The organism is Streptosporangium sp. NPDC049376 (genome assembly GCF_044466505.1).
Classification (GTDB): domain Bacteria; phylum Actinomycetota; class Actinomycetes; order Streptosporangiales; family Streptosporangiaceae; genus Streptosporangium.
Genome location: NZ_JBITMT010000004.1, coordinates 200,723 through 226,813, shown reverse-complemented (window position 1 = coordinate 226,813; position 26,091 = coordinate 200,723). Strand labels below are relative to the sequence as shown.

The 26,091-nt window shown below is 68.3% G+C and carries 29 protein-coding genes and 1 tRNA gene; 12 read left to right on the top strand and 18 right to left on the bottom strand.

Going from position 1 to position 26,091, the window contains the following annotated elements; genetic code table 11:
- Positions 1 to 20: 20 nt before the first annotated feature.
- The gene (locus ACIBVQ_RS13975) at positions 21 to 890 is read right to left on the bottom strand and encodes a helix-turn-helix transcriptional regulator (RefSeq protein WP_352014166.1); all 870 of its coding nucleotides are present in this window, start codon (positions 888 to 890) and stop codon (positions 21 to 23) included.
- Positions 891 to 1,075: 185 nt separating this feature from the next.
- On the opposite strand from ACIBVQ_RS13975, the gene ACIBVQ_RS13970 reads away from it, so the two are divergent.
- Positions 1,076 to 2,143, top strand: a complete 1,068-nt coding sequence (locus ACIBVQ_RS13970; RefSeq protein WP_399177727.1) for an aldo/keto reductase — start codon at positions 1,076 to 1,078, stop codon at positions 2,141 to 2,143.
- Here the strand turns inward: ACIBVQ_RS13970 and ACIBVQ_RS13965 are convergent, their stop codons facing one another.
- The 4 genes from ACIBVQ_RS13965 to ACIBVQ_RS13950 form a co-directional block, all read right to left on the bottom strand.
- Complete coding sequence (locus ACIBVQ_RS13965) at positions 2,144 to 2,641, bottom strand: hypothetical protein (protein WP_399177725.1); 498 nt, start codon at positions 2,639 to 2,641, stop codon at positions 2,144 to 2,146.
- A gap of 110 nt (positions 2,642 to 2,751) precedes the next feature.
- A complete protein-coding gene (locus ACIBVQ_RS13960; RefSeq protein ID WP_399177723.1) occupies positions 2,752 to 3,402 on the bottom strand; it encodes a hypothetical protein in 651 nt (216 codons plus the stop codon).
- Between the two features lie 20 nt (positions 3,403 to 3,422).
- Positions 3,423 to 3,995, bottom strand: coding sequence for a sigma-70 family RNA polymerase sigma factor (locus ACIBVQ_RS13955; protein WP_352014170.1), 573 nt, complete (start codon positions 3,993 to 3,995; stop codon positions 3,423 to 3,425).
- 525 nt (positions 3,996 to 4,520) lie between these two features.
- Positions 4,521 to 4,853 carry a hypothetical protein gene (locus ACIBVQ_RS13950; protein ID WP_399177721.1) on the bottom strand — a complete coding sequence of 111 codons (333 nt, stop codon included), beginning with the start codon at positions 4,851 to 4,853 and terminating at the stop codon, positions 4,521 to 4,523.
- 135 nt (positions 4,854 to 4,988) lie between these two features.
- On the opposite strand from ACIBVQ_RS13950, the gene ACIBVQ_RS13945 reads away from it, so the two are divergent.
- From ACIBVQ_RS13945 to lepB, 3 genes are all read left to right on the top strand, one after another.
- Entirely contained in the window at positions 4,989 to 5,654 is a 666-nt protein-coding gene (locus tag ACIBVQ_RS13945) for an SDR family NAD(P)-dependent oxidoreductase (protein WP_399177719.1), read from the top strand.
- A gap of 235 nt (positions 5,655 to 5,889) precedes the next feature.
- Entirely contained in the window at positions 5,890 to 6,210 is a 321-nt protein-coding gene (locus tag ACIBVQ_RS13940; RefSeq protein WP_399177717.1) for an antibiotic biosynthesis monooxygenase family protein, read from the top strand.
- Positions 6,211 to 6,444: 234 nt separating this feature from the next.
- On the top strand, positions 6,445 to 6,915 hold the full coding sequence (gene lepB, locus ACIBVQ_RS13935) for a signal peptidase I (protein ID WP_399178027.1): 471 nt from the start codon (positions 6,445 to 6,447) through the stop codon (positions 6,913 to 6,915).
- A 161-nt stretch (positions 6,916 to 7,076) separates the two neighbouring features.
- On the opposite strand, the gene ACIBVQ_RS13930 is transcribed toward lepB, so the two are convergent.
- A complete protein-coding gene (locus ACIBVQ_RS13930; RefSeq protein WP_399177715.1) occupies positions 7,077 to 8,291 on the bottom strand; it encodes a WD40 repeat domain-containing protein in 1,215 nt (404 codons plus the stop codon).
- 139 nt (positions 8,292 to 8,430) lie between these two features.
- Here ACIBVQ_RS13930 and ACIBVQ_RS13925 point away from each other — a divergent pair, with 139 nt between their 5' ends.
- Positions 8,431 to 9,024 carry a hypothetical protein gene (locus ACIBVQ_RS13925; RefSeq protein WP_399177713.1) on the top strand — a complete coding sequence of 198 codons (594 nt, stop codon included), beginning with the start codon at positions 8,431 to 8,433 and terminating at the stop codon, positions 9,022 to 9,024.
- A gap of 315 nt (positions 9,025 to 9,339) precedes the next feature.
- Here ACIBVQ_RS13925 and ACIBVQ_RS13920 read toward each other — a convergent pair whose 3' ends face one another.
- Complete coding sequence (locus ACIBVQ_RS13920; RefSeq protein WP_399177711.1) at positions 9,340 to 9,915, bottom strand: SDR family NAD(P)-dependent oxidoreductase; 576 nt, start codon at positions 9,913 to 9,915, stop codon at positions 9,340 to 9,342.
- Positions 9,916 to 9,978: 63 nt separating this feature from the next.
- Between ACIBVQ_RS13920 and ACIBVQ_RS13915 the strand changes: the two genes are divergently transcribed.
- Positions 9,979 to 10,599, top strand: coding sequence for a hypothetical protein (locus ACIBVQ_RS13915; protein WP_399177709.1), 621 nt, complete (start codon positions 9,979 to 9,981; stop codon positions 10,597 to 10,599).
- A gap of 314 nt (positions 10,600 to 10,913) precedes the next feature.
- On the opposite strand, the gene ACIBVQ_RS13910 is transcribed toward ACIBVQ_RS13915, so the two are convergent.
- From ACIBVQ_RS13910 to galU, 10 genes are all read right to left on the bottom strand, one after another.
- Complete coding sequence (locus ACIBVQ_RS13910; protein ID WP_399177707.1) at positions 10,914 to 11,855, bottom strand: NmrA family NAD(P)-binding protein; 942 nt, start codon at positions 11,853 to 11,855, stop codon at positions 10,914 to 10,916.
- Positions 11,852 to 12,460 (bottom strand): TetR family transcriptional regulator, encoded by a 609-nt coding sequence (locus ACIBVQ_RS13905; RefSeq protein WP_399177705.1) that lies wholly within the window; start codon positions 12,458 to 12,460, stop codon positions 11,852 to 11,854. Before ACIBVQ_RS13905 ends, ACIBVQ_RS13910 begins: the two co-directional genes overlap by 4 nt.
- 154 nt (positions 12,461 to 12,614) lie before the next feature.
- The gene (locus ACIBVQ_RS13900) at positions 12,615 to 13,061 is read right to left on the bottom strand and encodes a DUF6461 domain-containing protein (RefSeq protein ID WP_399177703.1); all 447 of its coding nucleotides are present in this window, start codon (positions 13,059 to 13,061) and stop codon (positions 12,615 to 12,617) included.
- A gap of 893 nt (positions 13,062 to 13,954) precedes the next feature.
- Positions 13,955 to 14,028: transfer RNA gene (locus ACIBVQ_RS13895), tRNA-Ala, on the bottom strand.
- A gap of 70 nt (positions 14,029 to 14,098) precedes the next feature.
- Positions 14,099 to 14,860: a hypothetical protein gene (locus ACIBVQ_RS13890; protein WP_399177701.1), complete on the bottom strand. Its 762-nt coding sequence runs from the start codon at positions 14,858 to 14,860 to the stop codon at positions 14,099 to 14,101.
- A gap of 124 nt (positions 14,861 to 14,984) precedes the next feature.
- The gene (locus ACIBVQ_RS13885; RefSeq protein WP_352014343.1) at positions 14,985 to 15,638 is read right to left on the bottom strand and encodes a GNAT family protein; all 654 of its coding nucleotides are present in this window, start codon (positions 15,636 to 15,638) and stop codon (positions 14,985 to 14,987) included.
- 68 nt (positions 15,639 to 15,706) lie between these two features.
- Positions 15,707 to 16,180 (bottom strand): MogA/MoaB family molybdenum cofactor biosynthesis protein, encoded by a 474-nt coding sequence (locus tag ACIBVQ_RS13880; RefSeq protein ID WP_352014180.1) that lies wholly within the window; start codon positions 16,178 to 16,180, stop codon positions 15,707 to 15,709.
- Positions 16,177 to 16,647 (bottom strand): cyclic pyranopterin monophosphate synthase MoaC, encoded by a 471-nt coding sequence (gene moaC, locus ACIBVQ_RS13875; protein ID WP_399177699.1) that lies wholly within the window; start codon positions 16,645 to 16,647, stop codon positions 16,177 to 16,179. The genes ACIBVQ_RS13880 and moaC overlap by 4 nt, the downstream gene beginning before the upstream one ends.
- Complete coding sequence (gene glp, locus ACIBVQ_RS13870; protein WP_399178025.1) at positions 16,644 to 17,828, bottom strand: gephyrin-like molybdotransferase Glp; 1,185 nt, start codon at positions 17,826 to 17,828, stop codon at positions 16,644 to 16,646. Before glp ends, moaC begins: the two co-directional genes overlap by 4 nt.
- A 5-nt stretch (positions 17,829 to 17,833) precedes the next feature.
- A complete protein-coding gene (gene galU, locus ACIBVQ_RS13865) occupies positions 17,834 to 18,733 on the bottom strand; it encodes a UTP--glucose-1-phosphate uridylyltransferase GalU (protein WP_352014182.1) in 900 nt (299 codons plus the stop codon).
- A gap of 23 nt (positions 18,734 to 18,756) precedes the next feature.
- Here galU and ACIBVQ_RS13860 point away from each other — a divergent pair, with 23 nt between their 5' ends.
- The 3 genes from ACIBVQ_RS13860 (at position 18,757) to ACIBVQ_RS13850 (ending at position 21,326) form a co-directional block, all read left to right on the top strand.
- Positions 18,757 to 19,329 carry a 5-formyltetrahydrofolate cyclo-ligase gene (locus ACIBVQ_RS13860; protein WP_352014183.1) on the top strand — a complete coding sequence of 191 codons (573 nt, stop codon included), beginning with the start codon at positions 18,757 to 18,759 and terminating at the stop codon, positions 19,327 to 19,329.
- Positions 19,330 to 19,389: 60 nt separating this feature from the next.
- Complete coding sequence (locus ACIBVQ_RS13855) at positions 19,390 to 20,895, top strand: potassium/proton antiporter (protein WP_399177696.1); 1,506 nt, start codon at positions 19,390 to 19,392, stop codon at positions 20,893 to 20,895.
- 119 nt (positions 20,896 to 21,014) lie between these two features.
- On the top strand, positions 21,015 to 21,326 hold the full coding sequence (locus tag ACIBVQ_RS13850) for an FmdB family zinc ribbon protein (protein ID WP_362779466.1): 312 nt from the start codon (positions 21,015 to 21,017) through the stop codon (positions 21,324 to 21,326).
- An 11-nt stretch (positions 21,327 to 21,337) separates the two neighbouring features.
- Here ACIBVQ_RS13850 and ACIBVQ_RS13845 read toward each other — a convergent pair whose 3' ends face one another.
- Complete coding sequence (locus ACIBVQ_RS13845) at positions 21,338 to 23,335, bottom strand: MFS transporter (protein ID WP_399177694.1); 1,998 nt, start codon at positions 23,333 to 23,335, stop codon at positions 21,338 to 21,340.
- Between the two features lie 375 nt (positions 23,336 to 23,710).
- Here ACIBVQ_RS13845 and ACIBVQ_RS13840 point away from each other — a divergent pair, with 375 nt between their 5' ends.
- From ACIBVQ_RS13840 to mscL, 3 genes are all read left to right on the top strand, one after another.
- Positions 23,711 to 24,520, top strand: a complete 810-nt coding sequence (locus tag ACIBVQ_RS13840; RefSeq protein WP_352014187.1) for an S-methyl-5'-thioadenosine phosphorylase — start codon at positions 23,711 to 23,713, stop codon at positions 24,518 to 24,520.
- A gap of 460 nt (positions 24,521 to 24,980) precedes the next feature.
- Positions 24,981 to 25,586: an SAF domain-containing protein gene (locus ACIBVQ_RS13835; protein WP_399177691.1), complete on the top strand. Its 606-nt coding sequence runs from the start codon at positions 24,981 to 24,983 to the stop codon at positions 25,584 to 25,586.
- A 61-nt stretch (positions 25,587 to 25,647) separates the two neighbouring features.
- The gene (gene mscL / locus ACIBVQ_RS13830) at positions 25,648 to 26,052 is read left to right on the top strand and encodes a large conductance mechanosensitive channel protein MscL (protein ID WP_352014189.1); all 405 of its coding nucleotides are present in this window, start codon (positions 25,648 to 25,650) and stop codon (positions 26,050 to 26,052) included.
- Positions 26,053 to 26,091 lie beyond the last annotated feature (39 nt).

The window sequence follows — 26,091 nt, the reverse complement described above, 5'->3', positions numbered from 1 at the left end:
ACCCGCGGCCTTCGAGGGTCCTACCCGACGGCCCGGTGGAGCGTGCGCCGGCCGTCCTCGGCCTCGCGGGCGATGGCGTCCAGGGCGGCCTGCGAGGCCGCGTCGGAGGCCCGGTAGATGACGAGCCGGTGACCGGGGTCCTGCAACGGGTTCAGCACCTCGAAGTCGACGGTGAGCGGCCCCACCCTGGGATGCATGAGCGGCTTACGGCCCCGGCCGTTCACCTTCACATCACGGAGCGCCCACAGACGGACGAACTCCTCGCTCTGCTCCTGCAACTCGGTGACCAGGTCGCCGAGCGCGGCGTCGTCGGTGTGGGCGGCCCACGCCGCGCGCAGGTCGGCGATGCCCTCGCGCATCACCCGCTCACGGTCACGGTAGAAGTCGTGCAGCCCGGGGTGGACGAAGCAGAGCCAGAGCGAGTTGCGCTGCCGGGCGGGCACGGCGCCGAAGTCCAGCATCAGCGCGGCCATCTCACGGTTCCAGGCGAGAATGTCGAACCGGTGGTCGAGCAGCATGCACGGCAGTGGCGACAGGTCGTGGACCAGCCGGGCGACCGGCGGGGGAACCTGCCTCGACGGCGGAACCCGGGTCACCGCCCGCTGCCCGACCAGGTCGAACAGGTAGGCCCGCTCGTCGTCGCTCAGCCGCAGCGCCCTGGCCAGGCCGTCCAGCACCTCCGGCGAGGGGCGCAGCCCCCGCCCCTGCTCAAGGCGGATCACGTAGTCGACGCTCACCCCGGCCAGCTCGGCGACCTCCTCGCGCCTGAGGCCGGGAGTGCGGCGCGAACGTCCGCTTCGCGGAAGCGCGAGGTCGTCGGGTGCCAGCCGTTCACGGCGGGTGCGCAGGAACACCGCCAGTTCGTTGGTCACGTACGCGTTGCCGTTCACCGTCTCGATCCTACCTCCGGCCCCCTGGAAGGGCCGGTCCCCGGGCCTCGACGCCGATGCCGCCGTTGGGCGGGCGGAGGCCTCCGGTTGCCTGGGAGAGCCAGTCCCAGGAAGGACCTTCACTGGTTGGCCGTACGTGATCGTTCCAGCATGGGAGAAACGAATCCGGCACACAGGAGGCCATCGTGTCCGAACCCGTCTCCCTCGACCTCTACCGGCTGCTCGGCCGTTCCGGCCTGCGCGTCTCCCCTCTCTCCCTGGGCACCATGACCTTCGGGTCCGACTGGGGCTGGGGATCGGACAAGGACGAGGCCCGGCATATCTTCGACGCCTACCTCGACCGGGGCGGCAACTTCGTCGACACCGCCAACCAGTACACCAACGGTACGGCGGAGCGGTTGCTCGGCGAGTTCGCGCACGGCCGTCGCGAACGTCTGGTGCTCGCCACGAAGTACACGCTGGCCACCCGCCCCGGCGACCCGAACTCGGGCGGCAACCACCGCAAGAGCATGATCGACTCGGTCGAGGCGAGCCTGCGCAGGCTGAACACCGACTACATCGACCTGCTCTACCTGCACGCCTGGGACGGCACCACCCCGGTCGAGGAGGTGCTGCGCGCCATGGACGACCTGGTCAGGGCGGGCAAGGTGCTCTACGTCGGCATCTCCGACACCCCCGCCTGGCAGGTCTCACGCATGCAGGCGATCGCCGACCTGCGCGGGTGGAGCCCGCTGATCGCGCTGCAGATCGAGTACAGCCTGATCGAGCGGACCGTCGAACGTGACCTCATCCCGATGGCGCGTGAGATGGGGCTCGGGGTGATCCCCTGGTCCCCGCTCGGCAGTGGCGTGCTGACCGGCAAGTACACCCGCGCCGATCTGGAGACCGGGGCGGTGTCGGCCACCGCCGAGGGGACGCGGAAGGACATCGCGGTGTCCAACGGCTCCCTGACCGAGCGTGGTCTCGCCATCGCCGACGTGGTCAAGGAGGTCGCCGCGGGCAGGGGCGCCACACCCGCGCAGGTCGCGCTCGCCTGGACGCTGCTCAACCCGGCGGTCACGTCCTCGATCGTCGGAGCCAGGACCCTCAAGCAGCTTGAGGACAACCTGGGCGCCCTTGAACTGCGCCTCACCGAGGACGAGGTGACCGCCCTCGGCGAGGCCAGTGCCGTCGAGCTCGGCTTCCCGCACGCGTTCCTGACCAGCCCGATGCCCCAGGGCCTCATCTTCGGCGGCACCAGGGTCGCGCGCTGATCAACGCACGGCGGAGGGCTCACGCGTCCTACGCGCCACCACGCCCGCGGCCCACAGCGCGACGCCGATGTAGAGGATCTGCTCGGGGACCCGCTGCCACAGCGGTGTCGCGGGCTCCCCTCCGAGGGTCGTCCCGGCCAGCACGGCGTAGACGTTGGCCGGGAGCATGAGCACGAACAGCAGTGCCAGGCAGATCCCGGCCGCCCGCCGGGTGGCGGGAAGCACCAGCCCGACCGCCCCGGCCAGTTCCAGGACCCCGGTCAGGTAGACCACGAAGGCGGGCAGCGGGACGAACGGCGGAACCATCGCCACCATGTCGGCGTGGTTCGGCATGAACGTCACGCTCGACGGGACGAAATGGGCACTGGCCGTCATGACCAGCATGACGGCCAGCCCGCAGGCGGCGCTCATCCTCCAGGTGGCGAAGCGCGCCACGCCGAACACCGCCCCCGACAGACGGAAGCACAGCGTGGCCACGAAAAGGACGATCACGGTCATAGAACTCACCTTCCTTGGATAGTGATGTTATCCAATGTTCGATAGTGGCGCTACCTAACGAACTTCGCCGGTGAGTTCCGTGCTCCGCGGTGGCCCGCCCCGCCCGGGGATCAGCTACCCGCGGGCGGGAGTCCCTCGGGGCCGATCACGTCCCAGGACGGATCGTCGATGACCACACAGGGCTTGACGGGGCCGTCGGTGACCTGGAAGAGGAACTGCCACAGCGCCCTCGGCTTCTCCGGACCCGAGGTCTGGTCCTCGTTCTCGGTGAACTCCATGACCACGGTCCAGTTCGGCTTGATCTTCTCCGGGTAGATCTTCAGGCCGCCCCCCGGCACGGTGTCGTACGCCTGACGTGAGGGCGTGCCCTCCATCGCCTCCAGGACCCGCTTCCTGACCCCGGGGTCCTTGCTCCGTAGCTCCTCGGGGGTGAAGGCCGGCTCACCGATGGTGGTGAACCGCCCCGGGGCGCACCTCTTGCCGGGCCGGACATAGGAGACGTCCGCCTTCACGCCCAGATCGGCGAGGTCCCGCTCGACCTGGTCCGGGTTCCGGAACTCGTTGATCTTCAACGTGATGGATCCGTCCGGGTTCTCGGTCAGCGCGTACGCCGAGCTCTCCGTCCCCATGACCATCGGTACGGCCACCAGCGCCGCGGCGGCCAGGCCCGCCACCGCCACCCCCGTCAGCAGCCGCCGGCGCATGGGCCTGCGGACGGGCCCCCGCGCCATCCGCTCGCTCATCTCTGTCTTGAGTTCCATGAGCAGTCTCTCCTCGAAATTCATCGGAGTCCTTCCATGACCGTGGGGGAGGTGACGCCGGGAGCGTGGCGCAGTGCGCGGCGGGCGCGGTACAGCCGGACCCTGGCGGTCCCCTGCCGGATGCCGAGCGCGGTCGCCGCCTCAGGGATGGAGAGCTGGTCGACGACGACCAGTTCCAGGACGGCGCGTTCGCTCTCCGGCAGACCGGCCATGGCCTCGAAGGCCCGCCGGGCCGGGCTCTCCGCGTCCAGACGTTCCTCAAGCCGCAGCAGGTCGTCCGCGTCGAGGAGCCGCCGTCCGCTGATCCTGCTGGTGAGACGCAGCTCGCTCGCCGTCCGCCGCCGCTCCGCGGACAGGGTGTTGCGCGCCACGCCGTACAGCCAGCCGATCTCACTGCCCAGGCCAGAGCGGTAGGTGTGCGCCGAGTCGAGCACCGCGACGAAGACCTCCGCGACCAGGTCGGCGACCGTGTGTGGATCGTCCACCCTGCGGGCCATGAATCGCGTGACCGCTTCGACGTGGCGCCTGTAGAAGGCTTCGAAAGCCTCGGGATCGGTGGAGATCTCCACCGATCCCGTGTGTTTGAGGCGCACTGGCCGTGCTCCCTTCGTCGTCCTCCCGAACACGTCAGTGCTTGGAAGAAGGCAAAAGAAGCGTTACATGCCCAACCCCCACGATCCCGACAACCTTCGGCGTCCTCCGGTCACGTGAGGAGGCGAGCATGCCCCTGGGGCCGAGCGGTAGGCGCCGGCGAAACCACGATGAGACGCCCGGGCAGCTTCTCCAGGTCGTACCTCCGCCGCCAGGTGAGGATGCGCTCGCCGTCCGGTGCGGCGGAGGGCCGACGCGCGCCCGCCATGATCACCCCGCTCGGAGCAGGCGCGGTCGCCGTACCCGCCTTGTTCGGAGGCGGATCCTTGCTCAGAGACAGATGGAGCCGGGCCGCGGGATCCGTCGCCCGGCCGATCGGTTCGAGGTGCTTTCCGGCCGTCCGCGCGGAGGACACCCGTCCTGGCGCGCGGTCACCGTACCCGGCCGGAGGGCCACTGCGACCCGGCGGGAGAACCTCCGCGACTCGGCACGGAGCCGCCATGGCTCAGCCGAAGAACCGCTGTGACTCAACCGGAGAACCGCTGTGCGAGGTCCCGGGCCCATCGTGCGGCCTCGGCCGCCTGGTCGCCGGGGACGGGCGCGCCGGGCATCCGGCTCAGGCGCTCCACCTGCTCGGCGAAGCCGAGACACTCCCGGTGCGCGTGCTCCCGGCACGGCAGACAGGTGACGCTCTCCGGGCGGAGCGAGGTCATCGCGTAGGGCACCTGAAGCCCGCACCCGGTGGTGACGACGCTCGGACTGTCGGGCACGAGCCCGAACAACGAAACGATCACATTGCGAAAGTCGGCACCGGCCCGCAACACCTGCCGCCCGACGTGGACGTGCGGATCAACCTCCACACCGCCTCCATTCGAGTCGTCTGCAAATGAGGCTAATTCGTGGAAGCCATGTATGCCGATATATGGACTCAAGTGTCATGCGCCGTTTCCCTGAAGGTGGTGATCATGTGCCATGTCGAGACGGAGGGAAGTCGCGTGGGAAACGTTCTGGTGACCGGGGCCACGGGAGGGATCGGGAGGGTGCTGGTCGACGCGCTCACCGAGGCGGGACATCGGGTGATCGCCGTGGGCCGTGACGTCGGGCGGCTCGACGTCCGTGGCATCGAGGCCGACCTGGCCGAACCCGCCACCCTGGCCGCCGCACTGGAAGGGCTGGAGGACATACAGGGGCTGGTGCACTGCGCGGGTGTCTCCCCCGTCGAGGCCGTCGCCGAGAGCGACCCTGAGACGTGGCGGCGGACCCTGGCGGTGAACGTGGCCTCGGCCGCCGAGCTCGTACGGCTGACGCTGCCCGCGTTGCGTCGGTCCGGAGGTCACGTGATCTTCGTCAACGCCTCGCCCGGGATGACGGCGGTCCCCCGCTGGTCGGCCTTCGTCGCCAGCAAGGCGGCGCTGCGGGAACTGGCCGAGTCGCTGCGCGCGGAGGAGGCGGCCCACGGGGTGCGTGTCACCACGGTCTTTCCCGGGGGAACGGCGACCGACCTGCTGGGAGAGGTCAGGCACGCCTTCGGGCGCCCGTACGACCCCGGACTGTGCATCCAGCCGCGGTCTCTGGCCGCGATGATCGTCTGGGTTCTGAACGCGCCCCCCGACGCCTACGCCTGCGAACTGTCCGTACTGCCGGCGCCGCATTCGCCCTGACAACAGCGGGCTTTTCCCAGCCGTTCCGCGGACCGGGCAGCACCACAAGAACCAGGACGGTCGGCGAAGTAAGGGACGCCCGGATGAAACGATAACGGTCGGTGATCGCACGATTCCGTTCGGCGGCGGCATATCCCCCAGCAGGGGCATTCGGCCCGGCAGAAAGCAACTCCGGCGAGCGGGACCCTCTCTGATATCAAGCGCGCCAAAACGGGATTGTCAGTAGCATAGACACATGACGCCTCTTACACCCCCCTACTACGCGGTGATCATCACCCAGAAGCTGAAGGACACCGGCCTGGAGGGGTATGACGAGATGGCGGCCCGGATGGTCGAGCTCGGCACCAAGTGGCCGGGCTACCTGGGCCGTGAGTCCGTCGCCAGAGCCGACGGCCACGAACTGACGGTGATCTACTACGCCGACGCCGAGTCGATCGCCGACTGGAAGGCGGACGTCGAGCACCTGGAGGCGCAACGACTCGGACGCGAGCGCTGGTACGAGTACTACGACGTTCAGATCGCCCGGGTCGAACGCGCCTACAGTTTCAGGCCCTGAACGTTCACAGGGCGCCTCTTTCCGCCTCGCGGCGACGAATCCATAACCTGGAACCGAAACTCGCGTTCCGGGTCTCCCTCTGGGAACGAAACACGCGCCGTGGAGGGGGAATGAGATCGTGACAAGAATCGCCAGTTCAGAACTGCGTGTGACTCGGATAATGCCCGGGTGGTATTCAAAGGACTGAGGGCCCTACTCGTGGTGTTACTCATCCTCCCCACGACCGCCTGCGGGATGGTGGAGGACATCACGGGAAGAAGAGGCTTCCGAACCGGAAGTGCCGCGATGGAGCCCACCATCAAGAAAGGTCAGCACTTCATCGTCCGCATGGTCGGCGCAGACTTCGTTCCGAAGACCGGTGAGGTCATCCTCTACCGGCCACCCGCGTCCTGGACCGGCCCGAGTTCCCAGCCGGACACCGGTTTCCGCATAGCGCGGATCATCGGCGCTCCCGGAAACTCCGTCAGTTGCTGCGACGCCACCGGGAAGGTGGTGGTCAACGGACGCTCGCTGTCCGAGCCGTACGTGTCCGCGCATCCGGCCTCCGCCGCGGACTTCGAGCTCGACGTACCGCCGGGCCGACTCTGGATCATGGGCGACAACCGCGACATATCCGCGGACTCGCGCTATTACCAGGACACCGCCGAGCACGGCACCATCGCGGTCTCGGACGTCGTCGGCGTCGTCGACACCAGATCCAGCTGAGCCTCAGGCCGGGTCACCCGGACGACCTTCGGCAGGCCTCCCCGGCTTCCGTGAGCGATGGACACCGCGTCGAACCGGGACAGCCGTGAGAAACCAGGGGCGCCCGTCGTCCTCGGTGAGACAGACCCCTGTTTGGGATCACCCGGTGCGACAGACGTGACTCATCTCGCGTAGGCGCTCAGATCCTGCACCCGCACGTCGCCGTCGCCATCCCCGGTGACGGCGACCACTTTTCCACCCACATGTCCGACCGCTACGTCTCCGACCCGGTTGGCGTATCTCATTCGTTCGCCCACCGGTCTGCGCGTACGTAGGTCCCAAACCCGCACGGCACCGCCGCCGTTTTCGTCGTCGCCACCGCCGGTGAGGGCCACCGGCCGACCGTTGATCTCTTCGACCACCACTGTCCTGACCCCATGGACATGGCCGGCCGGCATCGGTGCACCGATGAGCCGGTGGGTGGTCAGGTCCCACACCCGAACGTCCTTATCGTCGCTGGAGACAGCGATCTGTCTGCCATCCACCCGTCCAAGCGCGACATCCCCGACGCCGGCGCCGTTGGTCATCGGATCGCCGATCTGCTCGCGGGTGGTCAGGTCCCACATGCGTATCGTGCCGTCAACGCTGCCGGTGACGGCGACCGCTCGACCGTTCACCTCTCCGAGCGCCACGGTCGAGACGAAGTCGGTGTGTCCGATCATCGGATCGCCGAAAGGTTCGTGTGTGGCCAGGTCCCACACCCACACAGGCAGTTCATAGCCGGAGTCGCCCCAGCCCGCCGCAACGACGACGACGGCTCGACCGTTCACCTCCCCGACCGCAAGAGCATCGACGCGTTCGGTGTTTCCGAGCCTTATCGGTTCACCGACGAGGCCGCGCGTAGCCAGATCCCAGATCCGTACGGTGTTGTCGTAGCCGCCTGTGACGGCCACCGGCCTGCCGTCCACTTTCCCGAGTGCCATCGCCACGACGCCCTCCGGGTGAGCGACGATCGGTTCGCCGATCGGATCGCCTGTGGTCAGGTCCCACACCCGCAAGGTGGTGTCGTCGGGGCCACTACCGGCGCTTACGGCGACCGGCCTGCCGTCCAGTTCCCCCACTGCCGCCGCCCCGACAGGGTCGTCGTGATGCCCCAGCAGATCGAAGGAAGGCCACACGACGACGGCCGACGCTCCCAGAAGTGCCAATGCGACGACCCACCGGAGACTTCGACGGAAGAACGACGGTCGCACCGATACGGCTGTCGGCTCCATGGAGCCGGACCGAGCGGAGGGGAAAGATCGGTCGTCCACCGAGGGGTCACCCATACCCGGCGCGGTTGGACCGCCGGCAGAGGCATGGGAACCGTCCGTGTCCAGCCGCACCAGATCAGACACCACTCACCGTCCCTTGTGGCCGGTTCTCAGCCCGAGGGCGACCGGAGGAGTCAAACGATCACAGACGGCCGAGAGTAATGGCAGTACTCCCGGCACACCAGATCATGCAGAAACCCTTGTTCTCCACCACAATGATCATGTGATCGATTACTACCGTGACTTCTTCGAGCGGCATCAGTGGCTGGAGAACGGTCTCTCCTGGACCGTGGTGCTGCCCCTCAACGAAGAGATCACGGTGGATGACCTTCTACGGCGGCTGAACGGAGGTCGCGACCCCGAGCAGCGCGTCATGGACCATCCCGGGGAAGAGGCCATGGACGAAGGCCGCCCCGTACTCCTCCTCTCCGAGGGAGAAGGAACCTGGGGCTTCCTCGAACTCGCCTACGGCTTCGGCCTGTCCGACCGCGTCCTGACCGAACTCAGCAGGGAGTCACGCGTATGGATGGTGACCTGGCACTTCAACGGGGGATACACGATCCTCTACGCGGCCGACGGCAAGATCAGGGCACGAATGCGCGACTTCGTCTTCACCGAGCACCGCATTGAGGAGGGTGATCCGAGCATATTGACCGACTTCCGCGCCATGCTCGACATGCTCGGCCCGGAGGACTACCGCGGTAAGCGCAGTGCGGCGTTCGCCTTCATCAAGGCGGCCACCGGCATGGACCTGGACGGTGAGTTGCCGGTTGTGGAGAACGCCCCCGTCGTCATCCTCGACAACCCCGACGCCTGACCCGGTCATCGGCCACCGCCCCCGTCACGGGTGGCGGCTCACCCGTTGCGAGGACGTTCGCTGACTCCGCCCCCGGAACCCTGAGTGGACGCCACGCCGTACGGGCCCGGCCACTAACAACCTGTGCGGCACCTGAACAGCGAAAAGACCCGGCCCCATGTTCTGGAACCGGGTCTTTCGATCTTGTGGGGTGTTCACGAGTGGGCCTGGCCTGGAAGATCTCGCCGGTTGGAGATCGCTTCCCAGCCGACGACTGATCGTTTCCCGGGCTGAAGGTTCCTGCCCGGCGCCGACCGCAGGCCGACTGAGCGTCGGTCACCAGGCGACGGGGCCTAGGCGATCAATGAAGATCCCGGTCGGCCCGTCGGCGTCGATCATCGCGAGTTCGACGATCGGGTCGGTGCCTTCGGTGACCGTCAGCTGGCCGGTGTGACCGTTCATGTCGGTGGCGGCGAACTTGCGGTTGGCGACTTCTCCAGGAGTGACCATGTTGAACTTGATCTCCGGGAGCGCCTGGGCGTACCGGACAGTGATCATGTTCAGCGCCGCCTTCGACGAGCTGTAGGCGAGCTCGTGCATCTTCGAGGCGGGCTGCCCCGGATCGGTCACGACCGCGAAGGTACCGACGGCGCTGGACACCATCACCACCCGCGGATTGTCCGCCGCCCGCAGCAGGGGAAGAAATGCGTGCGTGACTCTGACCGGTCCGTACACGTTGGTGTCGTAGACGGAGTGAATCTCGTCAACCGTCGCGTCCGCGGGTGCGATGGCCCTTCCCGGCGCGCCGGCGTTGTTGATCAACACGTCCAATCGGTCGGTGTGCTCCCGAACGAGCCGTACCGCGTCTCTCACCGACTCCTCCGAGGTCACGTCCAGCGGGACCATGATCACGTTCGCGCCGCCGGTGGTCAGCTTGGTCGCGGCCGCCTGTCCCCGCTTGAGCGGGCGGTCTTCGTGCTGCGTGAGGTGTTCGACTTCGGCTTTTCCGAGGTCGCGTCAGCCGTGGGGCGCTCGGAGGCGGCGTGCCGCCAGCTGGTAGTGCGGGCGCGGCGCCATATGGCCGCAGGCCGGCCCCGCTTCGAGGCGGCCCGCAAATCGCGGGAAGAACTGGCGTCGCGGTTCTTCGACGCCCTTCGCGAAGGCGACGTCGCCGGCCTGCAGAAACTCCTGTCCGCCGACGTATCGATGGTCGGCGACGGCGGCGGCAGAGCCCCGCAGCTGGCCAAGGCCGTCTTCGGCGCCCAGAACGTGGCCCGGCTGTTTGCCCCCGTCTTCCCCCAGATGGCTCTGATCGGCGTGACGTTCGAGCCGCATGAGATCAACGGCCAGCCGGGCGCGGTCTTCCGCGGCCGAGACGGCAAGGTACTCCACATCCTGGCGCTCGACGTACTCGACGGGCAGATCCAGACGATCCACGCGGTGATCAACCCCGACAAGCTCGGGCACGTGGGCCCAGTGGCGGATGCCTGGGCAATCGACCGCGAAGTAAGACAGGCACGCCAACTCACGAAACAGCAGACTGCACCTCGAACCCTGCTCCAAGAGCTGTCCTTGAGTGAGTCCGAGCTGGGGTGACTGCCGGGTGGTGGCTCCGGACCCGTCGGTCACCCGCCCACCCGAGCCTTCCCGGACACCTGCTCCGCAGCCCCAAACCAGGACGAACCCAATTCGGAGACCTCTGAAACGACAAGATCTCGTCTGATCGCGATGATCAGACGGGACCCGTCAACCTCAGTCCAGCCGTTTCAAGAACGGCTCTGGGTGGGGCGTTCACGAGTGGGTGTGGCCTGGGCGGCGAGGCTCCTTGGAAGATGGCTTCCCAGGCGAGGCTTGCGGTAGCGCGAAACTTGAGGACCGCTTTCAGCGCCGCCGCCCTCATCGAAGGGTGTTCAGCCCCAGCTGGGCTGCTGAGCGAGCACCTGGTCCCAGTCAACGGTCTGCGCCCAGGCCAGGTAGGAGTGCCAGCCCACTTCCGGGAACTCCGCATGCAGCGCGGCTATATCGGTGTGCGCCCGGTTGTCCTCGAAACTCTGGAACATGTCGGCGATATCGTCCCCGGCCCACTGGCGGATCATCGGAATGGGAATGTTCTCGTACGGCACGGGCGAGCCGATGGCCTCAGACAGGAACCGCGCGGCTTCCAGGGTGGTCACGCTGTCGGAGACGACATCGATCGCTCTCCCGTACAGCTTGGCGGGGTTCTCGATCGCATGGACGGCCATGCCGGCGATGTCCAGCACGGAGACCTGGTCGAGCTTGCGGTCAGGAGAGAGCGGGAAGGCGTAGACGCCCTGGTTCAGCCGGGTCAAGCCCACGTTGAGCGCGTTCTCCATGAAGTAGGCCGGCTGGACACTCGTGAAAGTGGTGCCTTGCTCGATGAGGTAGCGGTGCACGACCTGCTTGGCGGAGGCATGCTCGACGGTGAAGTCGACGCCACTCGCCGCCCCCTTGACCGAGGAGTACACCAGGTGTGCGCCCGCCGCCCCCGCCGCGTCGGCGAGGGCGCGGCCCTGGGCGATCTCCTCGGCGGCGCCGTTCTCGCCGAAGGGAACCGTCAGCCCGAAGATCGCGTCCATGCCCTTCGCCGCCCTGGTGAGGGCTTCGCGATCAGCGAGATCGCCGACCGCGAGGCGGATGCCCTGCGCGGCGAGCGCGTCCGCCGCCGGGGTCGCGGGGTCGCGGACGTAAGCGACGGGTTCGTGGCCGTGCTTGAGGAGGCGTGCGACGACGGCGCCGCCCTGCTGGCCGGTGGCTCCTGTGACGAGGACACTGGTCATGAGTTCTCCATATTCAATCAGTTGAATGATTTTATCGATGAGGACGAGCCTCACGCCCGCCGTACATCGAGAAAGGCCGAGAGATCCTCGCTCACGCGTTGCCGGTACTCCTGCGACAACGGATCCACCTCGTAGATCCCCTCGATCACCTGCGGAAGCGCAACCGGGGCGAAGGCGAGCAGAAAGGAAAGCAGCGCGACGAACTCGGGCGAGTGGCCGTCGCCGATCTCTCCCGAAGCCTGCCGGGCGCGCGTCTGCTCGACGGCGGCGGCAGTCACCGTGCGCCATTCCTGCGCCAGCGCGTCGGTGTCGCCGGGGTAATCACCGAGCGCCTGCCACACCACCAGACGAGCCCGCCGGGGATCACGCAAGGTGGCGTTCAACACCATGCGGAAGCTCTCCAGGAACGGCTCGGCCTTGCTGGCCGGGACCAGCTTCGTGCGCCGCTCCTGCCAGCTCGACAGAAGCTCTTCCAGCAGACCTTCCTTGCCGCCGAAGTAGTAGGAGATCAACTGCACATTGACACCGGCGCGCTTGGCGATGGCCGCGGTGCGAGCGCCGCTGTACCCCTTGGCGGAGAACTCGTCCAGGGCCGCATCCAGGATGCGCTTCCTCGTACGTGCCGCCTTGTCCGTTTCCGGGACCCGATCTCCTGGCATGTGCCCAATATTATCAATCAATTACATGATTACAAGACCTGGGCCAGGACGTTGATCACTTCCCGGCTTCGCTTCCCGCCAAGAGAGTGATCTTTCCCCGCCTCCGCCGAGGCACTTTTGCACGGCCCGGACGCGGTAGGGCCATGGGGTGATGTCAGGCAGGTTCTGGCGCGCCACCATGGCTCAGGCGAGTAGTAGTCGCATACAAGGGCGACTGCAGGTGCTGAGGTTCCAGACGGGCACCGGTACGGTGCTCGGCAAGGGCGAGTGCAGCCGGGAGATGGCGGTAGATGAACCCGTCGCCGGGATCCTGGTAGCCGGGAATCATGTCGAGGTACTCGCCGTCGAGAAGTTGGTCGTCCAGGTGGCGTATGGGGCTGTAGCCGCGATACATGGGATCGAACCTGGCGCGCACTTGGCCGTCAACGGCGTAGAGGAAGGTGGCGTGCCAGTTGACGCCGGCGATCAACGCACCGGCCGGCAGATCGCGAACCACGTCTCGCATGATGCCCGCGTAGGCACCCCATTCGATCATGACGGATCCCCCCGATGCAGTGCCCACCTCGATGCCGCCCGGGCCGATGCAGTCGGGGTCGTCCACGGCCCGCAGGCGGCGCAGCACGTCGGAAGAGCTCGCCGCGCTGATCGCCGTGCGAGAGCCGTACTTGCTGCGCCTCAAACAGAGCGCGAACGCAGACGGCGCCGTCCGCTACCGGTGCCCGGCAGCAGGCACCTCCCCATCGGTCACCTGCCCCCGCTTCGACCGCCTCCACCAGCGCGGATCCAGCCGACCCACCGCTGTCGACCTGACCGACGCCCGGCAGCGAGCCGCTCATCCCGCGTCCTGCCGCCACAACCTGATCTGAAGGCCGACCAACTGCCGAAGATCTGCAGCCAGCACACCATCACCGTCCGCAAGGACGATCTCGGCCACCTCGACAAGTTCCGCCTGGATCGGGACCTACAAGTCCGCCCGCGCCAACACCGAAGGCATCAACGGCAGACTCAAGGGACACGACCTCTACCTCGGCGATCCCAAGAACCGGCTCGCCCACGGCCGCGTCGCCCAGACCATCCTGGTCGCATTGCTCGTCACCGTCGCCAACGACCACTTCCTCGACCAGTGGCGCCACACCCGCCACCCCCAAGACGAGCCCGTCATACCCGCCGACACTCCGCAGACTCCACTCGAGCCTTTCGACGGCACGCCACCTCCAAGCCAGAGCAGGCCACCACCAGCCCCATAAGCCGCGAATCCCACCATCTCCTCGCAGCGCCCCACTCGCCGTCGGCTTCGCCATGCCCAACGGCCGGATCTCGGTCCTCCACCAGCGGCCCGACACCACCTGGGCCTTCCCGGACGCCTGCTCCGCGGCTCCCAAACCAGGACGAACCCAATTCGGAAACCCTTGAAACGACAAGATCCCGCCTGATCGCGATGATCAGACGGGATCCCGTCAACTTCAGTCCAGCCGTTTCAAGAACGGCTCTCGGTGGAGATGAGGGGATTCGAACCCCTGACCCCTTCGATGCGAACGAAGTGCGCTACCGGACTGCGCTACATCCCCGAAGACGTCCCCTAGATTAGCAAACATCCGGAGGCGCTCGCGCCATCCGTGCATCGGGGTGTGGAGGAGATCAGTCGCCGACCGCGCGGCGGTTCGGTTCGGCGTACTGGTCGAAGATCTCGTCGCGGTGGGCCGACAGGTCGATGATCTCGGCGGCCGGGCGCCGTGTCTCAAGCTCGGCCCGCCTGCGGGCCCGCCTGGCGCGTTCCGCACGCGCCTGAGCCGCGGCCTGACGACGCTGGGCGTCGAGCCGTACGGCGCTCCTGAGAACCACCAGATAGAGGCCGAGAAGGGTCACAGAGGGCGCCACGCCCCACCAGGGGATGACCTGAACAGAGGCCGTCACCGTTGAGGCGACGACCAGGAGAAAGCACCACAGGGTCAACCGTCTGCGTTTGGCCACCCGTCTGGCCCGGCCGCGCAGTTCCGCGCGCCTGCGTTCCGTGGCGGAGCGCCGTAGGGGCCGGGTGGGCGGGGCAGGGGCACCACGAGGCGCGGGCGCCTTCGACGAGGTCTCCCGGAAGCCGGACGACGCCTCCGCCGGACGAGCGGACGCTCCGGCCTGACGGGAGCCGGACGACTCAGCCGGACGGGGGTCGGACGGCCTGTCCAGGTTTTCCCGGACGACCGGGGCCGACGGCGCCGAGGGGAGAACGATGTCACGCTGCGTTTCGACCGAGTCCTCTGAGGGCAGTTCCTCCTCGTCCTGAACGTACGGCTCGGCGTCCTCGGTGAGTTCGGTGAAGGCGGCCCGGTCGCGACGCAACCACATGGGCACGAGCACGCACAACCACATGACGACAATGGCCAGGTACAGAAGAACGCTGCTCACGGCCACCTCCGGGCAGCATGGAAACGCCTGGGGTCCTTTGGCGTCTCCAATGTGCTCACGTCACGCACAGTAAGACCGCGTGTCACTATTTGACGAGTATTCAGTGCGGTGTGTCGCGAGATCTTCAAGCCTCTTCATGGGGAGGGCCACCATGGGCCGCCGCCTCCCGGGCCCTGCGCCAACGCACCAGCAAACCTCTTGGTGCGTCTTCAACCGTGAGCGCGTAACAAATGTGGTCGCGCCAAGCGCCATCTATGTGCAGCTGGCGCCGTCTTATGCCTTCCTCCCTAAACCCCAGTTTTTCAACCACCCGTCGGCTCGCGTGATTTTCCGGACGGATATTCGCCTCAACCCGGTGCAGACCGGTGGTGAAGAAGCAGTAGTCGACCGCCATCGCCACGGCGGTCGGGGTGATGCCCCGGCCCGCCAGGGCGCCGTCGATCCAGTAGCCGATCTGAGCCGACCTGGCCGAGCCCCAGACGATGGCGCCGATGGTGAGCTGCCCGGCGAAGGCGCCACGGTAGGTCATCACCCAGGGCAGGGCGAGCCCCTGTCTGGCCTCCCTGCGCAGGGTGCCCGCCATCGAGATGTAGGGGCCGAGACCGGTCCGGAAGAGCGGGGTCTCCGGATTGCTCGGCTCCCAGGGGCGCAGCCAGCCGGCGTTGCGCAGCCGCGTCTCGCGCCAGACACGAACGTCTCGCAGGCGCAGCGGCCGGAGTCCCACCGGGCCCTCCGTCAGGGTCACCGGCCAGCCACGAAGTCGATCCACGTTCCCCATCATCCTCCCAAGACGCGCCGACGTGCCATGGAGTCCCCCGGCCTGTCAGCGTGTGCGACAGGAGGGCGTCATCGGGGGTGGTCGCCTCCCCTGATCTGGTCGACCGCGTGGCCGAGGATCGGCGCGAGCACCGCCATGCCGTCGCGGACCCCGCCGGAGGAGCCCGGGAGGTTGACGACCAGGGTGTCGGCGGCCTGTCCCGCGAGCCCTCTGGACAGGATCGAGGTGGGCACCCGGTCGCGGTTGGCCTGCCGTACGGCCTCGGCGATGCCGGGGATCTCGCGGTCGAGCACCCGCGCGGTCATCTCCGGGGTCAGGTCGGAGGGGGTCAGCCCGGTGCCGCCGGTGGTGACGATCACGTCGTAGTCTTCGGCGATCCCGGCGCGCAGGGCCTGTTCGACCGGTTCTCCGTCGGGGACCACCCGTGGGCCGTCCACCTGGCATCCGGCCTCGGCGAGCAGCTCCGCCAGGAGCTTTCCTGATTTGTCCTCGTATATCCCGGCAGAGGCCCGGTTGGAGGCGGTGATCACCAAGGCTCTCATGTCCTGGTCCACGTCCCGGTCTTGCCGCCGGTCTTCTCCTCGACCCGGACATCGGTGATCACGGCCGCCGGATCGACCGCCTTGACCATGTCGATCAGTGTGAGGGCCGCGACCGAGACGGCGGTCAGCGCCTCCATCTCGACGCCGGTCCGGTCGGCGGTCCTGACCAGGGCGACGATGTCCACCCCGTCGTCGGCCACGGTCAGCTCGACCTTCACCCCGTGCAGCGCGATCGGATGGCAGAGCGGGACCAGGTCAGGGGTGCGTTTGGCCCCCATGATGCCCGCGATCCGCGCGGTGCCGAGCGCGTCGCCCTTGGGCACCTCACCCGACCGCAGCAGGGCGACGGCCTGCTCGGACAGCAGCACCCTGCCGGTCGCGCGGGCCGTACGGACCGTGACGTCCTTGGCCGAGACGTCCACCATGCGCGCCGCGCCGGTCTCGTCGATGTGCGTGAAGCCACTCATAGCGGGATGACCTCGACTTCCGTTCCCTCGGGCACCGCGGTTACGTCCTCGTCGATCACGATCAACGCGTTCGCCGTGGCGAGCGCGGCGAGCTGGTGGGAGCCCTGTCTGGTCACCGGGGTGACGGATCCCCCGGTGAGCACGGCGCGCAGGTAGGACCGCTTGCCCTGGGGCGAGTGCAGCGGGGCGAGGGTCACGGCCCGTACGGCCGGCACGGGCCTCGGCTCCAGCCCTCGCATCTTCCGCAGCGCGGGCCCGACGAACAGTACGAACGACACGAACGACGACACCGGGTTGCCCGGCAGGGCGAAGACCGGGATCCGGCCCTCCCCCGCGACTCCGAAGCCCTGGGGCATGCCCGGCTGCATCGCGACCTTCTCGAAGCGGAAGGTGTCGAGATCGCCGAGCGCCTCCTTGACCGGCTCGTAGGCCCCCATCGAGACCCCGCCGCTGGTGATCACGGCGTCGACCTCGGGCAGGTGGGCGTTGAGCTGGTCGAGGAAGCCCGTGGCGTCGTCGGCGGTGATCCCGGCCCGGTAGGCCTCACCGCCCGCCTCCCGCACCGCCGCGGCCAGGGCGTAGCTGTTGGACTCCCAGATCTGCCCCGGCCCCAGCGGCGTGCCCGGCTCGGCCAGTTCGGAGCCGGTCGAGATGACCACCACCCGTGGGCGGGGCCGTACCAGCGCGTGGGCGCGGCCGACCCCGGCCAGGATGCCGAGCTGGGCGGGTCCGATCAGTGTCCCCTCGGGGAGCACGACGTCGCCCGCCAGGACGTCCTCGCCCGCCAGGCGGATCGCGTTCCCGGCGGGCGCGGACCGTTCGAACCTGGCCTGTTCCCCACCGCCGTCCGTCCACTCGACCGGTATGACCGTGTCCGCGCCCTCAGGCATGGGGGCGCCGGTCATGATGCGCATGGCCGTCCCCGGCGCGACGACCGGCCGTCCGCCCTCGCCGGCCGCGACGTCACCGGTGACCGGCAACGTCACCGGAACCTCCGCGACGTCACACGCCCGTACGGCGTAGCCGTCCATGGCCGAGTTCGCGAAGGGTGGCAGCGCGACGGGAGAGGCGACATCCTCGGCCAGGACCGTGCCCAGCGCCTCCTGAAGCCCCGTCTCCCTCGGGGCCGTCGGCCGTACGGCGAGCAGGATGTCGGCGAGGTGCTCGTCGACCGATCTCATCGAGGTCATCGGTTGGCCAGGAACTCCTTCAGCCAGGGCAGGAACTCGGGCGCCAGGTCGGGGCGGTCGGCGGCGAACTGGACCACCGTGCGCAGGTAGTCGAGCTTGTTGCCGGTGTCGTAGCGACGGCCGCGGAACAGCACGCCGTGCACCGGGCCGCCCTCGTCGCCACCACGGGCGGCCAGGGTGCGCAGGGCGTCGGTGAGCTGGATCTCGTTCCCGCGGCCGGGCGGGGTGTTCTCAAGGACCTCGAACACGGCCGGGTCGATCACGTAACGGCCGATGATCGCCCAGTTGGACGGCGCCTCCTCCGCTGGGGGCTTCTCGACCAGGTCGGTGACCCGGACCACGTCGTCCTCATCGGTCGGCTCGATGGCCGCGCAGCCGTACAGGGACACCTGCTCCTTGGGGACCTCCATCAGGGCGATGACGCTGCCGCCGTGGGCCTGGCGGACCTCGATCATGCGTTTGAGCAGTTCGTCGCGGTAGTCGATCAGGTCGTCGCCGAGCAGGCAGGCGAAGGGGTTGTCGCCGACGTGCTGCTTGGCGCACAGCACCGCGTGGCCGAGACCCCTCGGCTCGCCCTGCCGTACGTAGTGGAGGGTGGCCAGATCGGCGGGCTCGCGCACCTGCGAGAGCCGTTCGTCGTCACCCTTCGCTTCCAGGACTTCCTCCAGCTCGATGGCTCGATCGAAGTGGTCCTCGATGGAGCGCTTGTTCTTGCCGGTGACCATGAGGACGTCGAGCAGACCGGCGGAGACCGCCTCCTCGACGACATACTGGATTGCGGGCTTGTCGACGATCGGCAACATCTCCTTGGGAGTCGCCTTGGTCGCCGGTAGGAAGCGGGTGCCCAGGCCCGCGGCAGGGACGACGGCTTTGGTCACGAGATCGAAGTCGGCCATACGAAAACGATAGTGGAGGGGTTGTGGACAAGCCGAGGCTGCGGTCGGCGATCGGGGTCGCGCGCGCCGCGGTTTCCGAGGAAGACAGGCACACCGCCTCCGTCATGACGAGGGAGTCGCTGCTCGAACAGCCGTGGGTCCAGATGGCGGGGCTGGTGGCGTGTTACTGGTCGATCGGCACCGAGCCCTCGACCCACGGGCTCGTCTTCGCGCTGTGGAAGCACGGCGCCACCGTGATGCTTCCGGTGCTGCGTGAGGACGACGATCTCGACTGGGCTGTCTACGACGGTCCCGACACCCTCGCCCCCGGGCGTTTCGGGATCATGGAGCCGGTCGACACCCGGCGTGGCGTGGACGCCGTCAGGACCGCGGCCCTGGTGATCGTGCCCGCCCTGGCGGTAGACCGCTCCACCGGGGTGCGGCTCGGCCGCGGTGGTGGCTCCTATGACAGGGCCCTGGCCAGGGTCGGCCCGAATGTGCCCACGGTCGCCCTGCTCTACGCGAATGAGCTGCGGGAAGACGTCCCCGGAGAACCGCACGACATACCGGTTCGTTACGTCGCGCAACCAAATGGAATCACCCGAATTGTCCCTTGATGTGCCTAACGACTCTGTCCAATACGACACAATGGTCCCTGGAATCAGAGAGGGGACCGGATGGGGTTGGATGTCTGGCTGCTTCTCGGTGCGGGTGTCGTCATCGCGGCGATCATCGCGGTACGGGTCGCCCACCGCAGCGGACTTCCCAGTCTCCTGATCTTCCTGGCCTTCGGTCTGCTCATCGGTGAGTCCGGCCTCGGGCTCCAGTTCGAGAACCCGGTGCTCGCCCAGCAGATGGGCCTGATCGCCCTGGCGGTGATCCTCGCCGAAGGTGGCCTGACCACCAACTGGAACCACGTACGGCGCTCCATTCCCACCGCGCTCGTGCTCGCGACCGTCGGGGTCGGGGTGAGCATCGCCACCGTCGCCGCCGCGGTGCACACCCTGCTCGACATGGACTGGCGGACCTCGCTGCTGCTCGGCGCGGTCCTCGCCTCGACCGACGCCGCGGCGGTGTTCTCCGTACTGCGCCGCCTGCCCCTGCCCTCCCGGCTGGCGGGCATCCTCGAAGCCGAGTCCGGGTTCAACGACGCGCCGACCGTCATCGCGGTCATGCTGCTGAGCGCCGCCGCCTCCCCCAGCCTGGGAGAGGCACTGCTCATGGTCGCCGTCGAACTGGCCGTCGGAGCGGTCGTCGGCCTGGCGGTCGGGCCGCTCGGCGTCTACGCGCTGCGCCGTATCGCGCTGCCGATCTCCGGCCTGTACCCGATCGCGGTGCTCGCGCTGGCGTTCGTCGCCTACGCGGGCGCCGTACTCCTGCACGGCAGCGGTTTCCTCGCGGTCTACCTGGCCACCCTGGTCATGGGCAACTCCCGGATGCCCCACCGCGCCTCGTCGAGGGGCTTCGCCGAGGGCGTCGCCTGGCTGGCCCAGATCGGCCTGTTCGTCATGCTCGGCATGCTGGCCAGCCCTTCCGAGATGCCGTCGGCGATCATTCCGGGCCTGGTCGCCGGACTGATCCTGGTCGCCGTCGCCAGGCCGCTCTCGATCGTTGTCTCCGCCCTGATCGTCAGGAGCGCGCGGATCGACCGGCTCAACTGGCGGGAGCAGGCCTTCCTGTCCTGGGCGGGACTGCGCGGCGCGGTGCCCATCGTGCTGGCGACCATCCCCTGGGCGGCCAACTCGGTGCACAACGGCGTCGCGAAACTCGTGTTCAACGAGGTCTTCGTGATCGTCGTCGTCTACACGCTGCTGCAGGGGCCGACGCTGCCCTTCGTCGCCAAGGCCCTCGGCCTGTCGACACCGGACGAGGCACGTGACCTTGAGGTCGAGTCCGCTCCCCTTGAGGAACTCAACGCCGACCTGCTGCAGGTCAAGGTGCCGCCGACCTCCAAGCTCCACGGCGTCGAGGTCTTCGAGCTACGGTTGCCGACCGACGCCCAGGTCACCCTGATCGTCAGGGACGGCAGGACGTTCGTTCCCTCGGACTCGACGAGGATCAGGATCGACGACCAACTCCTGATCGTGACGACCGCGGCCTGCAGGGAAACGGTCGAGCGCAGGATGAAGGCGATCAGCCGCCGGGGCAAGCTGGCGGGCTGGTTCGGCGAGCGGGGCAGCTGATCCATTCATTCCCGCCCGGAATGCGACAGATCCGACTCGCGTTTATGCTTGTCGGCTGCCTATCATTAGCAGTCGCGTCAGTAGAGTGCCAGACGGCGCGGATCGAAGGAGGAGGAACGGTGCCCACCTACCAGTACGCCTGCAGCGCATGCGGCAACGAGTTCGACATCGTCCAGAAGTTCTCAGACGACGCGCTCACCGAGTGCCCGTCCTGTGCCGGTGAGCTGCGCAAGGTGTTCTCCGCGGTCGGCATCGTGTTCAAGGGCTCCGGCTTCTACCGGACCGACAGCAGGTCCTCCTCGACCAGCACGGTGAGCTCGTCCTCGACGTCCGCCTCCTCCGGCTCGTCCGGAGAGTCGAAGTCAAGCGAGTCCAAGCCGAGCGAGTCCAAGCCCGCCGCCGCCGGCACCCCGGCTCCCGCGGCCTCCTAGCGCGGCACCCGTCACGCTCCGGCGGCTCCTCGGGGGCGGTCGGAGGCAGAGCCGAGCATCTCGTGGGGCAGCCTGTCCAGCAGCTCACGAAGCCCTGGATGCCGCGCGGGGTCCCAGTCGTCGATCATCCGCCGCAGCCCCTCGCGGGCCTCGGCGACAAGTGCCCCGGCCACCCGTTCACCGGCCGGGGTCAGTTCAAGGCGCCCGCCGCCGTCGGTACGGCGGGCCAGCCCTCGCGTGACGAGCAGATCCGCGTACGGCCTCCCCCTCTCGACCGTGACCCCCGCCCGTTCGGCGAGTTCCACGCTTTTCTGACCGCCCCCGGTGCCCAATCTGGCGATCAGCCACACCGAACCCGGCGGCAGGTCGAGACCGGCCGTCTCTCCAAGACGGCGGTAGTAGTCCCGGCGCATGTCCGCGTCGGCCAGTCGCCACAGCCCGCGTTCCACCTCGCGCAACGAGGAACGCTGCGCGGACACCGCGCCGTAGCACTCCCCCAGGTCCACGGGCCTGGTGGTCTCGCGCAACGGCACCTCGGGCAGCAGCCAGGCCGCTGCGAAGGCCACCAGCGCGACGGGCGCGGTGTACAGGAACACCCCGGCGATCGCGTCCGAGTAGGCCGCCAGGAACGCCGCCATGGCCCCGGGCTCCAGCCTCCTGACGGCCGTCGGGTCCGACTGGACCGCCGTGGCGACCCCCGGCGGGAGCCGTACGGTCCGCGACAGCCGTACGAGGTCGTCGGTCAGCCGTGAGGCGAAGACCGTGCCCGCGACGGCGACGCCGAAGGAACCGCCGACGGAGCGGAAGAAGGTGACCCCCGAGGTGGCCACCCCCAGGTCCTCGAAACCGACGGCGTTCTGCACCACGATCACCAGCACCTGCATCACCAGGCCGATGCCGACGCCCAGTACGAGCAGGTAGACGCTCAGTTCGAGGACCGGGATGTCCACCCGGACCCGGGAGAGCAGGCAGAGCCCGAGCGTGGTGACCGCGCCACCCGCGATCGGGAAGACCTTGTACCTCCCGGTCCGGGTGATGATCTGACCGCTGACGATCGAGGTCACCAGCATGCCCGCCATCATCGGCAGCAGGTGGATGCCGGACCACGTGGGCGAGACCCCCTGCACGACCTGGAGGAACAGCGGCATGTAGGTGAGCGAGCCGAACATCGCGAAGCCCACGGCGAAGCCGATCAGCGACGCCACGCCGAAGGCCCTCGACCGGAACAGATGGGGCGGCAGCACGGGCTCCCTGGCCCGGTTCTCCGCCCGCCACCAGAGGGTCAGCAGGAGCGCCGCCACCAGCACCAGGCCGACGACGACCGGGTGGGTCCAGGGGTAGACGGTGCCGCCCCAGGTCGTCACCAGCACCAGACAGGCGGCGGCCGAACCGAGCAGGACGATGCCGAGATGGTCGATGACGTGGTGGGTCCGTTCCGTGTCCTGGGGCAGCGCGGAGGAGATGACGGCGAACGCCACAACCCCGACCGGCAGGTTGACGTAGAAGACCCAGTGCCAGGACAGACGGTCGACGAACAGGCCGCCGAGCAGCGGCCCCGCGACGCTGGAGACGGCGAAGACCGCGCCGAAGAACCCCTGGTACCTCCCACGCTCCCTGGCCGGCACGACGTCCCCGACGATCGCCTGGGCCAGCACCATGAGCCCGCCCCCGCCGAGCCCCTGCAGGGCGCGGAAGCCGATCAGCTGTCCCATGTTCCGCGACAGGCCGCACAGCGCGGAGCCGATGAGGAAGATGACGACGGCGGCCTGGAAGAGTCCCTTCCTGCCGTACTGGTCGCCGAGTTTGCCCCACAACGGCGTCGAGACCGTCGAGGCCAGCATGTAGGCCGTGACCACCCAGGAAAGCTCCCCGAGGCCGCCGAGGTCGGCCACGATCGTCGGAAGCGCGGTGGCGACGATGGTCTGGTCGAGGGCGGCGAGCAACATGCCCATCATGAGCGCCCCGATGACGAGCCCCACCCCGGCCCCCGTACGGCGCGCGACATCCATGCCGTTCCCCTACCCACGGCTCTTGTTTCCGTACGGCATGCCCTGGCAGGGATCAGCCAGGTTTGTTTATCCGGGCCATGTCTGTCCCGGCGGCGCCCGTCGTGTCCGGCCCCTCACGGTTGTCGGATCGCCCCGGAGGGATCGGCTTTACGACAGGACCCTGCTGAACCGTTTTCGCGACGCTTTCACCTGGATCATGGGCTTTTATGTGACCCACCGCCCTTGACCGTTTTCATAGCGGGTTTCACGATCCATGACGCTGTTGTCCAGGATCACGGCCCGGTTTTCCACAGGGAGAATGTGCTCTTCTCCAGTTATCCACAGGGCGCGCATGGGCCTCCTCAACGGCTCGTCGATAACGCTAATCTCGGCGCCATGGTCACCAAAGCGGACATCGGAGTCATCGGCGGCTCAGGCTTCTACTCTCTGCTCGACGACGCGGCAGAGGTCGAGGTAAGCACCCCCTACGGCCCGCCCAGCGACGTCATCACCGTCGGCCGGATCGGATCGCGGTCGGTCGCCTTCCTGCCCAGGCACGGCCGCGACCACCGTTTCGCCCCTCACCTCATCCCCTACCGCGCCAACCTGTGGGCCCTGCGCTCCCTGGGTGTCCGCCAGGTTCTGGCCCCCAGCGCGGTCGGTTCCCTGCGTCCCGAGCTCGGCCCCGGCACCCTGGTCGTTCCCGACCAACTCGTCGACCGCACCCTGGGACGCACCCAGACCTACTACGACACCGGCGGCGTCGTTCACGTCTCCTTCGCCGATCCCTACTGCCCCCTGGGGCGCACGGCGGCCATCGAGACCGCCCGGTCCTCCGGGTGGGAGCTGGCCAAGGACGGCACGCTGGTGGTCATCGAGGGCCCTCGGTTCTCCACCCGCGCCGAGTCCCGCTGGTTCACCTCCAACGGCTGGACGATCGTCGGCATGACCGGCTCCCCCGAGGCGGTCCTCGCCCGCGAGCTGGCCATGTGCTACACCACGCTGTCCCTGGTCACCGATCACGACGCCGGCGTCGAGGTGGGTGAAGGGGTCACCCACGAGGAGGTCCTGGCCTTCTTCTCCACCAACATCAACCGGATGCGCTCCCTGGTCGCCGACGTCGTCACCGCCCTGCCCGAAGAGCGCGCCTGTCCCTGTCCCAACACTCTGAACGGCCTGTCCCTCCCCTTCGAGCTCCCCGGCTGACCAAGATCTCCTACGGCAGGCGCCCGGCTTCCGCGCCGGGCCTGCCGTACGGCACCGCCCATCCGCTCTGTTCGGCTGTCCCAGACACCACTGCCCGAGACGACACATCTCCGTACGGTGAGACCCGGCCGCTCAGCCGACCCGCGTACTCCTCGGTCCCGTCCAGCATCGCCTCGCTCCGCGAGAGGCGCCCCGCACCACTCCCGAGGCCGCGTTCCCCGCCTCCGGTGCCTCAGAAGGTCTTTCCTCCTGCGGCCTCTCACCGGCTCCCAGCACGTCGACGCCTCCCGCCTTCGGCTCTTCCGGCGTCTCACCCACTGATGTCCGGTCGTTCCGACGACCGGATCTTCGACCACCCCTGGAGTCAGACATGCGCGTCCTCCGCGATCCTGCCGGTCCCCCGGCTCGGTCTCCCGCCCGCCCTCGCGCCCCCTCCGCTCCCGGCTCCCCGGTCCGTGGCGTGGACGCCCTGCTCCGTTTCGGAGGGCGTCGTCATCGGATCGTCGCGGCTCTCGTCGCCGCGTCGGCGATGGCCTGCGCCCTGGTCGGGCTGAGGCCCGGCAGTGCGTCGGTGACCGTGCTCACCGCAGCCAGGGATCTTCCCGGAGGGGCGCTGGGCGCCTCCGACCTGAGAGCGGTCGCCATGCGGCCCGAGACCGTCCCCGACGGCGCACTGAAACCCGGCGCGCCGATCGTCGGCAGGGTCCTGACCGGTCCCGTGCGACGAGGGGAGCCACTGACGAACGTCCGTCTGCTGGGTCCCGGCCTGCTGTCCGCCCGGGGGCCGGGGACGGTCGCCACCCCTGTCCGGGTTGCGGACCCTCAGACGGCACGCCTGCTGTCCGCCGGCGACGTCGTGAACGTGCTCGCCACCCCCTCCTCCTGGGACGGAGCCGCCCCCGCCCGGACCGTGGCCGAGGGGGTCACCGTACTGGCCACGCCTGGAGGCGAGGCGGACCAGGGCGCGCTCGTGGTGCTGGCCACCTCATCGGCACAGGCCGCCGAGCTGGCGTCCGCCCAGGTGGGTGGTCACCTCTCGATCACCATCAACCCTCACATAAAGTAATGTGACAGATACTCAAGGTGATGACATGAATGCCGGCTGAGCGCACGGACGAGGGGGAACCATGATCAACGGATTCAAGAACTTCCTGCTACGGGGCAACGTGATCGACCTCGCCGTCGCGGTGATCATCGGCGCCGCCTTCACGGCGATCGTGAACTCCTTCGTCAGCGACATCCTCACGCCGTTGATAGCCGCCATCGGCGGGCGTCCCGACTTCTCCGCGCTCACCCTGCGCATCGGCGGGGGCGAGATCAAGTACGGCCTCTTCCTCAACGCCCTGATCTCGTTCCTGATCGTGGCGGCCGTCATCTACTTCCTCATCGTCAGCCCCTACGAGAAGCTCTCCTCCAGGTTCGCCAGGCGGGAGGAGAGCAGCCTGCGCGACTGCCCCGAATGCCTCTCCGAGATCCCCCGGGCCGCCGTCCGCTGCTCCCAGTGCACCGCCCAGGTCACCCCTGTCCGCTGATCACGAAAGGCACCGGTCATGAAGGGCACCGGCCCTAAA